Origin of the sequence: Gemmiger sp. (assembly GCF_036306485.1) — a bacterium.
Lineage (GTDB): Bacteria > Bacillota > Clostridia > Oscillospirales > Ruminococcaceae > Gemmiger.
In genome coordinates this window covers 40,834-51,604 of record NZ_JAXJZK010000007.1, presented here as the reverse complement: position 1 = coordinate 51,604, position 10,771 = coordinate 40,834, and the positions used below count along the sequence as shown (strand labels likewise).

Here is a 10,771-nt window from a genome sequence, read left to right as displayed (position 1 = left end):
GCTTTACCGTCTGTTGGCTGCCCCAGTCCGACTTGAACGGACGACACCCTGATTAACAGTCAGGTGCTCTAACCAACTGAGCTATGGGGCAATGTGTCTTGCTTGATTCAGCTTTTTTATTATAGCGCCGGTACCTGGGAATGTCAAGGGTTAAATCAAAAAAAGTTCAACTTTTTTTGCCGGCTTTTGCCGAGCGATTCCCGGGCACCGGTGACACGCTTTGGCAATTTCCGCACCGGGGCAGGTGTATGATCTATTCACGCAAAGGGGGCGCGGCCGGCGTACGGGGCCGCATCTCCCAAGCAGCCGGGCGGAGCCCATTCAGGCCCCGGCCCGCACGTTCCGCAGCCCGACACTGGTCCTGCATCCTGCAGTACCCCTGTACATACATCTGCGCGGCCGCAAGGACCGGCGCACCAAGGCAGGAAAGACACGGGACCGCTGCGGTTACGGCGGGGGGCAAAGGCGCAGGGCGCCGCACACGCCCGCCCGGCAAACATGGAAGGTCCGATCAGGAGGGGGAACACCGCGCTGGAGCGGTGATGCTGAAAGGGGGAAACTGCAATGAAGGAAAAAGTAAGATTTGTGTTTGGTGCGGTTTCGGTCGTGCTGGTGGCCTGCTGCTTGGCGGGCGCCGCGCTGACCGCCTGGCTGCGGGCAGCGGCCGGCGCGGTGGTGCAGACGGCGGCCCTGGGCGTGATGGAACCGGTGGCACTTGTGCCCGAAACGGCGGAATCTGCGGTACATACCGAATCGGTCACCGAGGCACATCCCATCATACAATGGCGCCAGAGTGCGCCCTGCGTTCCGGATCTTGAACGGCAGCTGAGAACGCTGCCCGCCCGCGTCATGGTCATGGGTCCCTGCGCTCCGCCCGGAGCGGACCCGGCAGAATCCGTTCATGAATGACATACAGAAAAGGGGAAGGACATGGGAAGGCATTGCCGATGCTGGTTCGGATTGTTGGCGGCGCTGCTCTTTTGCCTGAGTGCCCAGAAGGTCCCGGCACTGGGACCGACCACGGCACCCGGCGACACCGCCGTACAGCCCGGCGAGGCGGAAAGCTTCTGGCGGTCCATCCTGGCCGCCCAGGATGCCGCCACACTGCAAAGTTATCTGAGCTGTTTTTCCGAGCCGCGGCAGCAGGCTCTGTGGGAGCAGCTGGATGACGCGCAGCAGCGCAGCGTCCAGATGACGCTGGAACGGCTGGGAGTCCGGGCCGCGTTTGCCGGACAGCAGACCTCCGGGGCGCAGGACTGGCAGCTCTGCAGCGAAGCCGGCTGGGAGGAGGACGGCTACACGCTGCGGCTGGAAGCCTGGACCACCGCGGACCGGGATGCGGTGCTGGAATATCGGTTTTCCGGGGCGCTGGATACCTCGCAGGCCCATGTCCAGATCTGGTCGGTGGACAAGACCCACGCCGGATGGAGTCAGGTCAAAAAGAATGTGCCGGATGTCTGTACGACCCTGCAGGAGGAGGTTCTGACGGTATCCGGCTTTGATTTTTCCGCGGCGCGGGTGAGTGAGACGCCGCGGCTGGGAGAGGAGGGACGCACCGAGTACGGAAGCAAACTGGTGATCCGGGTCACCGGCCTGCGGGAGAGTGAGGACACCTTCGGCGGGCAGGGCGCGGAGATGGGACAGGGCGGCGTTCTTTCCGGCAGGGAGGACGGAACCTTCGCCGCCGTGTTCCCGTCGGCCGCAGTGGACCTGCCGCTGCGCTGCCGGTATACCCCGCGCACCCAGACGCTGAAGCCGGGTCAGACCGTCAATTTCGGATATATGCTCAACCCGCCGGACGGAGGCGTCGGGCAGCGGCCGGACGGTCAGAACAACGCCTGCTGTACCGTGATTTATACGGTGGAGGACACGGCAGGGCATCCGGTCGGCGTCTTTACGGTGCCGGCCGGGGCGGTGATGACGGCCGGACAGTGGACAACCCCGCTGCCCGCGGATCTGCCTGCCCCGACATCCGACACACGGTACACCGTCACCGTCACCCTGCGGTCGGACAATCCGGCATCCGGCGTGGGAACCGGGGTCTGCCGTGAACTGACCCGGCAGACTTCGGCCGCTGTGCAGGTTGCCGCTGCGTGAGAGGTTTTTGCAAAAATGCACGGTGCCCTCTGTTTTTGCTTGCCGGGATATGGTATAATGAAAAAACAGATGCAACAGGCAATGGACAGGGGAGGTGCGAAGATGCCCAACAAAGAAGGTGGATACGGCGGTTACAGCCGTCAGACCCGGCCGCCCAGGGACGGGCGCAAGGTCCGGGCGCCGGGAAGCGGCAACGTCCGGCGCGGCGTGAATCCGTCGGCGGAACTGCGGGGCACCGCACCGCGCCGGGCGGCTTCGCAGGAGCCGGACAGCCGGCTGGAATCCGACTGGGTTCGGCCGGAGGAGATCACCCAGCGTCGGGTGCCGTACCGCGCACCGTCCCGCCCCGGCAACGCCGGGCCGGTCCGACGCCGGCAGCGCCGGGCCAACCGGCGGCTGTTTGTGGTTGCCACCGCCGCCGGAATTCTTCTGCTTTCCGGCATCATCACGCTGCTGCTGCCCGGCGCTGATCCGCAGACCGGACCCGTCACGGCGGAAGGCAGCCAGGATACCGCCCTGGCCGACCGTCTGATTGCGCCGGACCCCTATGCGGGGACCCAGGGCAGCGACGGCACCGCGGCCGTGCCCGCCATCAACTGGGGCACGATCGGCCCGGTCCGCCAGACCGACAACATTACCTATACGGTCCAGCCCGCGCAGCCCGCCGCAGTCCCCGAGTGCGGCCGGGTCACCACGGACTGGTTTTCCGATGCCGCCTTCCTGGGGGATTCCCTCACCGAGGGCCTGGCCTACTATGAAATCAATGTGGGCGGCGCGCTGGTTCTGGGATACCAGGGCACCAGCCCCAACCAGATTGTCAACCGCACCACGCTGACCAACAACGACGGCGAGGAGCAGGTCCCGCTGGACATCCTGGCCGAGCGCCAGCCCGCCAAACTGTATGTGCTGCTGGGAACCAATGCCCTGACGGGCACCGGCAACGATGAAGGGTTCCTTGCCTACTATGGACGGATGCTGGACGAGCTCAAGACCACGCTGCCCAACGCGATGATCTTTGTGCAGTCGGTGCTCAACGTCCGGCCCGAGGCGGTCGAGAAGGCCCCCGGCCTGGCACCGGACCGGCTGGCGAGCATCAACGCGTCCATTCAGCAGATGTGCGCCGAGAAGGGCTGCTATTATCTGAACCTGACCGAGGCCTTCACCGGCGAGGACGGGTATCTGACGGCGGAGTATGCCCAGACCGACGGCATCCATCTGACCGTCAGCGGTTACAACAAGTGGATTGACTATCTGTGTACCCATCTGCCGTATAACAAATCCAATCCGTACCAGCAGGGCAGTACCTGGTACCTGACGGATGAACTCAAACAACGGATTGCAGATCTGCCCTGAATCCGTTGGCGTATGTGCAAAGAGTGAGGAAGTTCTATGCCGAATCCCTACCGCGAAGACCAGGACCGCAGTGACCGGTATTCCCCGTATCAGGCGACGGACCACCGCCGCACCTCCCGGCCCGCCCGCAGCGGTTCCTTTCTGATTCCCTGGTGGGTCATTTTGATTACCTTTTTTATAGGAGCCTGGCCGGTCTCCATCATCCTGATCCTTCTGAACCGGTTCCTGAACAACGAGGCCGGGCAGCCGCCGCGCAGCCGGTACAATCCCCAGAAAGCCCGGCCCGTCTATGCGCAGGCCGCTCCGACGCCCGCCTCCGAACCGGCGGCAAAGAGCGGGACCGACCGCAAACCTGCCAAGACCGCCAAGGCCAAAGCATCGTCCGGCACCCGCAGCGAATCCATCCTGCTGGTGGCCGGCATCATTGCCACGGTGCTGGGTCTGCTGATCCTGCCCCAGCCGGTGACCGAACTGTTTGCCTACGGAATCCCGGGCGGGTATGCCTCATTGTTCATCGAGGATATCCTGGCCGGGTCCATTCCGCTGGGCGGCGGCATTGCCATGCTCTATGCGTCCCACCGCCTCAAGACGATGCGCCGGATGCGCAAAAAGATCGACAACATTGTGGGCAGTGCGTCGCATATGTACATCCAGGACATTGCCGCTTCGATCCCCTGCAGCTACGAAAAGTGCTGCGATTATCTGGAAGACTGCATTGACAACGGGGTGTTCGGCGAGGACGCCTATCTGGATATGCGCAGCTGTGCGCTGGTGGTCCGCGGCCGCCCGCCGCAGCCCAAAGCCGCGCCCGACAAGCAGCCTGCCGCTAAGCCGGAACCCGAAACGGGGGACAACAGCCGGTACACCGCGATTCTGCAACAGCTGCGGGCGCTGAATGAAGCGATCCCCGACGATGAGATGAGCGACCGGATCAGCCGCCTGGAAGCGGTCAGCGCCAAGATTTTCCGGCAGGCGGAGCAGAATCCCGACAAGCTGCCCCAGATGCGCAAATTCCTCGACTATTATCTGCCGACCTCCCTCAAACTGCTCAAGACCTACGCCGAACTGGATGCGCAGGGCATTGAGGGGGAGAATATCTCGGAATCCAAACGCCGCATCGAGCAGGCCATGGGAACGCTGGTCAGCGCCTTTGAAAACCAGCTGGACAAGCTCTTCCAGGCCGATGCCCTCGACATTTCCACCGATATTGATGTGATGGAGAACATGCTCCGCGCCGACGGTCTGACAGACGACGGCAGCGGCCCACAGCTCCATCTGTGACAACACAAAAACCGCCCCTTCCGGCCGGACCGGAGGGGGCGGTTTTTTATGTTCGTTGATCGGATTACAGGCTGGCGGCGACGGCTTCGGCGCAGGCGTCCAGCTCGGCATCCTGGGCAGCGGTCAGACGGCCGCGGACCGTGACCTTCTGCTCGAGAACCGTGCAGTTCTTCAGCTCGCCGATCTTGGCGGCCATCAGCTTGGCGGACATCGGAGCCCAGGAACCGTTCTCCACCAGGGCGAAGGTGCGGTCATGCAGGCCCAGCGCCTTCAGGTCGCTCAGCAGCTGCTCGGCGGGCAGGTAGATGCCGCCGTTGTAGGTGGGAGCGGCCAGCACGATCACAGCGGAGCGCCAGCACTCGGCCACGGCCTCGCTGTTGTCGATGCAGGACAGGTCATGGACGGCCACCGGCACACCCTTGGCGGCAATCCGGGCAGCCAGGGCGTTGGCGGCGCTGGCCGTGTTGCCGTACATGCTGCCGTACAGCACCGTGACGGACTTCTGCTCGGGCTCGCAGCGGCTCCACAGATCATACTTGCCCAGGAACCAGGCCAGGTCCTTGCGCCAGATCGGACCGTGCAGCGGGGCGATGGTGCGGATGTCGAGGGCGGCGGCCTTCTTCAGCACGCCCTGGACCTGAACACCGTACTTGCCCACAATGTTGGCGTAGTAGCGGCGGGCATCGTCCAGCCAGCGGGTCTCAAACTCCACCTCGTCGGCGAAGATCGCGCCGTCCAGCGCACCGAAGGTGCCGAAGGCATCGGCGCTGAACAGGGTGCCGGTGGTGCTCTCGTAGGTCATCATGACTTCCGGCCAGTGCACCATCGGCGCCATGACAAAGCTCAGGGTGTGATGGCCCAGCTCCAGCGTGTCACCTTCCTTGACCAGCAGGGCGTTGGCGATCTTCTCCTCACCGGCGGGGAAGTACATCCGCAGCATCGGCACCGTCTTGGCGTTGCAGACCAGCTGCACACCGGGCCAGCGCAGCAGCACGGCCTCGATCATGGCGGCGTGGTCGGGCTCCATGTGGTCGATCACCAGGTAATCCAGGGCACGGCCCGCCAGGGCGGCGGTCACGTTCTCAAGGAACTGGGCACCCACGCCGGCATCGGCGGTGTCCATCAGGGCGGTCTTGTCGTCCACGATCAGATAGGAATTGTAGCTCACGCCGCGGGGAATCGGGAACAGGTTCTCGAACTTGGCAAGCCGGCGGTCGCTGGCGCCGACGTAGACAATTCCCTCGGCTACGGTCTGGATATTGAACATACGGGCATCCTCCCAAATTTATTATGTACAGGTGCTGTGCCAATCGGCATAGCTCTGCCTGCATCATACCACATTTTTTGTCTGACTGCAATAGAAAACCGGCCCCGCGGCGGGGCCGGTCGGAATCAGGTATTCTGGAATACAGGGTGATGGTCGTGCTGATACGCCACCGAAGGTGCGGTGCGGCGCGCCACCGCGTCGGCCACCGTGTCCAGGAAGAGGGCCAGCACAATGCCGGCCGTGGCATCAATGACGGAATGCTGCTTGAGCAGCAGCGTGGACAGGATGATCGAACCGCACAGCAGGTCGGCGGCCAGCTTGACCCACAGCCATTTGCGGGCGCGCAGCCGGGCACAGCGATGATACGCCAGCGCCAGCGTGACCGAGTTGAAGACATGGATGGAGGGGAAAACGTTGGTGGATGTATCGGTCTTCCACAGATTGCGGACCGCCTGGGTGAATATGTCGTTGCCGTACAGGTGCGCCGGCCGCAGGTTGACGCCGTTGGGAACGATGGCGCAGAACAGCAGCGACAGGGTCATGCCGGCGAACAGCGGCAGGCAGAGCCGCCAGAATTCCCGGCGGTCGTTGAACCACAGCAGATAGAACAGCGTGCAGGGAATCCAGGCAAACCACAGATAGTACGGGATGATCGCATATTTACAAAAAGGAATCATGTCATCCAGTGCGCAGTGCAGTACCAGATCCGGCACCACGATGCTGTGCTCCAGAAGGGTGAAAAACGCCAGATAAAATACCAGATAACAGGCCATGAACTGAATGGGATGGTCTTTACACCAGATACGCATAGGCAGCTCCTTTGAAAATCCCTCCTGCGAAAGGCGGGAAACGGAAGGGAAAAACTCCCTTACAAGGTTTTTTATTATACTTCACAGATGTTTCCAAAACAAGTCCGGACACCTCCAAGGTTTCCCAAGAAAAAACGTCGTTTTTTGTGCAGCTCTGCCAATTCGCTCCGGCAGGATGTGAACTCCTTTCACAACTGTCGGAACCGGGCGTTTCCGGAGGTCCCTGTGCTGATGAATACGAGTCAGGACCCGGTCATTTTGCATCCTGTCCCCAAAAAGTTGGGAAAACGCAAAAACCGGGAATTTCTGTTGCGCTGCCCGCGGGAAATTGATATAATATTGTTAATCATTGTACTTTTCCGTCGGGAGGAACGACCCATGCCGAAAATTGATGTCAGCAGATATATCGAAGCCAGCGGTGTGCGCAAGGCACGGTTCGGCGGCTATGAGCCGGAGGATGTGCGCGCCGCCATACAGGCGCTCTGTGTCGAGTACGAGCAGCGTCTGGGCAAGGCGGAGGCGGCCGCCCGCAAAGCCGCCCAGGAGAACGCGGCCCTGCAGCAGCACTGCCAGTCCCTCACGGCGCAGAATCAGCGGCTTTCGGGCCAGAACGCGGCGCTGGCAGGCAGCAGCGAAACCTATTCCCGTCAGAAGCAGGACCTGGATTCCCGCGTTTCCAGCCTGACCGAGCGCAACCATTCGCTGAGTGACCAGATTGCGGTGCTGCGTCTGAAAAACAGCGATCTGCAGAAGGAAACCGACAAATACAAGGAGCGTGCCGAGCAGGCCGAGGCGGAGCTGCGCATCAAGGGCCGCGCGCTGGAGGATGCCAAGAACGCGCTGGAGGAGAGCCGCCGCAAGGTGATGGAGGAGGCCGAACAGAAAGCCGGCCAGACCGTCACGGCGGCGCAGGAGCGTGCTGCCCAGATTGAGGAGAACGCCCGTGCCGAGGCCCGTGCCGTCGACGCGGCCGCCCGTGAGCAGGCCAAGGCCCAGGCGCAGAAGCTTGTGGATGCGGCCGCCGCGGAAGCCAACGAGATCCAGAACGCCCACCAGCTGCGGCTGAACAACCTGCGCGCCGAGGTGCGGGAGATGGAGGCACAGCGGGCGGCGCTGATCGAGTATCTGGGCCTCATGAGCAACAAGCTGGAGGAACTGCACAACCAGGCCGTCGCCCATGACCCCGTGGCCGAGGCCGAAGCGGCGGACAACAGTTCCCGGGCGCTGGAAAGCGAGCTGCCCGAGCTGCACACCGTGCCGACGCCGGATGCCAAGCTGGATCTGAGCCCCGAGGTGGTGGCCCGCGCGGTGGATGAGCTGCGTGCCCAGGCTGCCGCCGACCCCGACGAGGAGGAAGCGCCCGCCGAGGAGACCCCGGCCGCCTCGCCCGCCGAGCCGGAACCCGAGAAGCCGGCGGAACCGCCGACGCCGGACGAGCAGCGCCCCACCGGGGACCCCAACCACCAGACCGGACCGGCGCTGACCGAGGTGCCGGGCGCGATCTTCTCCTCGCCGATTGTGCGGCAGGCGGATGTCCAGAAGGACGAGACCCCGCCGGCCGCCCAGCCCCGGGTGCCGGTGATGCCCAACTTTGAGGATGACGAGGAGGACCCCGAACCGGCCGTCGAGGCACCGTCCGCCGCCGAAAAACGGCAGGATGAGGCCCGCCGCAAGGCACTGCGCGCGCTGCGTGCATTGCAGCAGATGCAGCAGCGGCTGGAAAAATAACAAAAGAAAGGGTGTGTTCCGGATGAACCGCAGGACCGTGCAGAGAATCCGGCACGCCCTTTTTCTATGCCTGACCGTCCTGCTGCTGGCCACGGCGGCCCGCGCCGATACGCTGACCGGCTTTTCCATCGAGCAGGTCTATCTGAACGTGCCCGAGATGGACATCTTCCTGCAGGTACAGACGGCGCAGGGCAGCACGATCGACCCCACGCTGGTCCGCGCGGCCGGGGTGGAGGTCCGCGTGGGGGACACCCAGGTTCCCACCGGCAACATTGCCCTGGCCAACGAGCCGATCTGCTATCTCCTGGTGCTGGACAACGCCGCCGATGAGGAAACCCTGCAGGCCTACCGCAGCGCGGTCAGCGGCCTGATCCGCGCCAAACAGGACCGCGACCAGATTCTGCTCTACACCACGGGGACAGAAGCTGCCTGCGTGCTGCCCGCCACCGCCGATGCCGGGGCGGCGCTGGCCGCACTGCGCGCCATTCAGCCCGACGAGGGCAGCTCTGACCTGCTCGGCGCGGCGGCCCTGGTGGCGCAGGATGTGAACGACGGATTCCAGAGCCTGGCTCCGCGCAAGGTGCTGCTGGTCTGTACGCCGGCCTACCGGACGCTGGCCAGCCTGGCGGTGCTGGGCGGCGTGGCCGACAATTCCCTCGACCGGCTCAATCTGCCGCTGACCGTCTATGCCACCCGCACCGACACCGACCCGCTCTCTTTGCTGCCCTCCGATCTCTCGGCCGGAAAAATCCGCTTCTTGACCGAGAGCGAACTGGCCGAAGCCATGCTGGAGGACCAGCGGCAGCTGGCGTCGGCACTCGAGATCAAGACCGCCGTGGACCCCGCACTCTACGGGGAAAAGCTGGATGTCGTCACGGTCAGCGTGCCTTCGCTGGGCAGCGCGGTCCGGGCCACGGCGGCGGTCTATATGGGGCACCGGCTCACCCCGCCCGCCGTGGAGCGGGTCGAGGTCACCGGCCGCAACCGGCTCACCGTGACCTTCAACCAGGCCGTGGGACAGGGCGGGACCCGCTGCTATGAAATCCGGAGTGAGGATATCTGGAACTGGAACGTCGGGGTGGCACAGGCCGAGCTCAGCGCCGACGGCCGCACCGCCGTGCTGACCACCGATCCATTGTATGACGGACGGTACACCCTGCGCCTGGACGAACTGCCCAGCGCCATCACGCCCGCGAATCTCAGCGATGATGAGGTGGTGTTCCGGTTCGAGGTGGACGGCTGGCCCCGGGACCGGGCATTCTACCTGGCCCGGTTCCGCCTGCCGGTGACGGTTATGCTGCTTGCGGTTGCGGTGCTGGCCGCGGCAAATGCCGTCCAGCGCCGCCGGGACCGCGCGGCGGAAAAACAGGCCGAGGCCGAGCATCTGCTGTCCGATGCCTCCCGGAGTGCCCGGGACTACCTGCCGGTGCGGCGGATCACCTTCTATTGCCGGCCGCGCCGCAGCATTGCCGAGGTCCGCACCACGGTGGAGGTGCGCGGCAGCCTGCTGCTGGGCAGTGACCCCGATCAGTGCGATTACTGCCTTGCGGACCCCCGCGTCCGGGCCCAGCACGCGGTGCTGGCCGTCGAGGAGGACCAGGTCACAATCCGCGCGCTCGGGGATGCGGTGGTGCGGGTGAACGGGGAACGGATCGGCGACCCCCATCGGCTGCACAATGATGACGAAATCCGGCTTGGCCGCACCACGCTGCGGCTGGTGCTGTGAGAAGGAGCGGACCATGAAGCTGACAAAATGCGAAAACGGCCACTTTTATGATGCCGACAAATCTTCCGAATGTCCCTACTGCAACCGGGACCTGCAGGACGGAGGCGAGATCGTCGAGCAGACCACGCTGACGGCGTCGGTGCAGAACGCGCCGAAGGGCCCCGTCACGGGCTGGCTGGTGGTGCTGCAGGGGCCTGCCCGCGGCCGGGATCTGCGGCTGGGGGAGGGAAGGAACTTCCTGGGACTGGACACCGGCGGTCTGCCCGCTGTGCTCAGCGCCGACAGCCCGCTGGGGGTGCGGCAGGGAATCCTGGTCTATGACCCCCAGGACGGCAGCTGGTCTGCGCTGCCCGGCTCCTCCAACGAGCTGTGCACCCTCAACGGCAAAAGCCTGCTGGAACGGCGGGCGCTGCGTGCGGGGGACCGGATCGGACTCGGCGGGGCCGTGCTGCGGTTCGTGCCCTTCTGTGATGAGGAATTCCGCTGGACCTGACCCCGTCCGGCAATACA

Annotated in this window: 9 protein-coding genes and 1 tRNA gene; 7 read left to right on the top strand and 3 right to left on the bottom strand. The window is 64.2% G+C overall.

Annotated features, from left to right (window positions below):
- Window positions 1–14: 14 nt before the first annotated feature.
- Window positions 15–91, bottom strand: a tRNA-Asn gene (locus U0L91_RS00945).
- A 473-nt stretch (window positions 92–564) separates the two neighbouring features.
- Between U0L91_RS00945 and U0L91_RS00940 the strand changes: the two genes are divergently transcribed.
- From U0L91_RS00940 to U0L91_RS00925, 4 genes are all read left to right on the top strand, one after another.
- Complete coding sequence (locus U0L91_RS00940) at window positions 565–909, top strand: hypothetical protein (protein ID WP_330044086.1); 345 nt, start codon at window positions 565–567, stop codon at window positions 907–909.
- 21 nt (window positions 910–930) lie between these two features.
- Complete coding sequence (locus tag U0L91_RS00935; RefSeq protein ID WP_330044084.1) at window positions 931–2,097, top strand: hypothetical protein; 1,167 nt, start codon at window positions 931–933, stop codon at window positions 2,095–2,097.
- A gap of 102 nt (window positions 2,098–2,199) precedes the next feature.
- Entirely contained in the window at window positions 2,200–3,450 is a 1,251-nt protein-coding gene (locus U0L91_RS00930) for a GDSL-type esterase/lipase family protein (protein ID WP_330044082.1), read from the top strand.
- Window positions 3,451–3,486: 36 nt separating this feature from the next.
- Window positions 3,487–4,731 carry a 5-bromo-4-chloroindolyl phosphate hydrolysis family protein gene (locus U0L91_RS00925; protein WP_330044080.1) on the top strand — a complete coding sequence of 415 codons (1,245 nt, stop codon included), beginning with the start codon at window positions 3,487–3,489 and terminating at the stop codon, window positions 4,729–4,731.
- 64 nt (window positions 4,732–4,795) lie between these two features.
- Here the strand turns inward: U0L91_RS00925 and U0L91_RS00920 are convergent, their stop codons facing one another.
- Complete coding sequence (locus tag U0L91_RS00920; protein ID WP_330044078.1) at window positions 4,796–5,998, bottom strand: FprA family A-type flavoprotein; 1,203 nt, start codon at window positions 5,996–5,998, stop codon at window positions 4,796–4,798.
- Between the two features lie 125 nt (window positions 5,999–6,123).
- On the bottom strand, window positions 6,124–6,807 hold the full coding sequence (locus tag U0L91_RS00915; protein ID WP_330044076.1) for a phosphatase PAP2 family protein: 684 nt from the start codon (window positions 6,805–6,807) through the stop codon (window positions 6,124–6,126).
- Between the two features lie 378 nt (window positions 6,808–7,185).
- On the opposite strand from U0L91_RS00915, the gene U0L91_RS00910 reads away from it, so the two are divergent.
- Genes U0L91_RS00910 through U0L91_RS00900 form a run of 3 tightly spaced genes read left to right on the top strand, consistent with a single transcriptional unit; the run spans window position 7,186 to window position 10,754 of the window.
- A complete protein-coding gene (locus U0L91_RS00910) occupies window positions 7,186–8,535 on the top strand; it encodes a coiled-coil domain-containing protein (protein WP_330044074.1) in 1,350 nt (449 codons plus the stop codon).
- 22 nt (window positions 8,536–8,557) lie between these two features.
- Window positions 8,558–10,261, top strand: a complete 1,704-nt coding sequence (locus tag U0L91_RS00905) for an FHA domain-containing protein (RefSeq protein ID WP_330044072.1) — start codon at window positions 8,558–8,560, stop codon at window positions 10,259–10,261.
- Window positions 10,262–10,274: 13 nt separating this feature from the next.
- Complete coding sequence (locus U0L91_RS00900) at window positions 10,275–10,754, top strand: FHA domain-containing protein (protein WP_330044071.1); 480 nt, start codon at window positions 10,275–10,277, stop codon at window positions 10,752–10,754.
- Window positions 10,755–10,771: the final 17 nt, after the last annotated feature.

What these genes read in the sequence shown, in the direction of transcription:
- U0L91_RS00940 (WP_330044086.1), top strand. Translation starts at nt 565, where the DNA reads ATGAAGGAAAAAGTAAGATTTGTGTTTGGTGCGGTTTCGGTCGTGCTG.
- U0L91_RS00935 (WP_330044084.1), top strand. Translation starts at nt 931, where the DNA reads ATGGGAAGGCATTGCCGATGCTGGTTCGGATTGTTGGCGGCGCTGCTC.
- U0L91_RS00930 (WP_330044082.1), top strand. Translation starts at nt 2,200, where the DNA reads ATGCCCAACAAAGAAGGTGGATACGGCGGTTACAGCCGTCAGACCCGG.
- U0L91_RS00925 (WP_330044080.1), top strand. Translation starts at nt 3,487, where the DNA reads ATGCCGAATCCCTACCGCGAAGACCAGGACCGCAGTGACCGGTATTCC.
- U0L91_RS00920 (WP_330044078.1), bottom strand. Translation starts at nt 5,998, where the DNA reads ATGTTCAATATCCAGACCGTAGCCGAGGGAATTGTCTACGTCGGCGCC.
- U0L91_RS00915 (WP_330044076.1), bottom strand. Translation starts at nt 6,807, where the DNA reads ATGCGTATCTGGTGTAAAGACCATCCCATTCAGTTCATGGCCTGTTAT.
- U0L91_RS00910 (WP_330044074.1), top strand. Translation starts at nt 7,186, where the DNA reads ATGCCGAAAATTGATGTCAGCAGATATATCGAAGCCAGCGGTGTGCGC.
- U0L91_RS00905 (WP_330044072.1), top strand. Translation starts at nt 8,558, where the DNA reads ATGAACCGCAGGACCGTGCAGAGAATCCGGCACGCCCTTTTTCTATGC.
- U0L91_RS00900 (WP_330044071.1), top strand. Translation starts at nt 10,275, where the DNA reads ATGAAGCTGACAAAATGCGAAAACGGCCACTTTTATGATGCCGACAAA.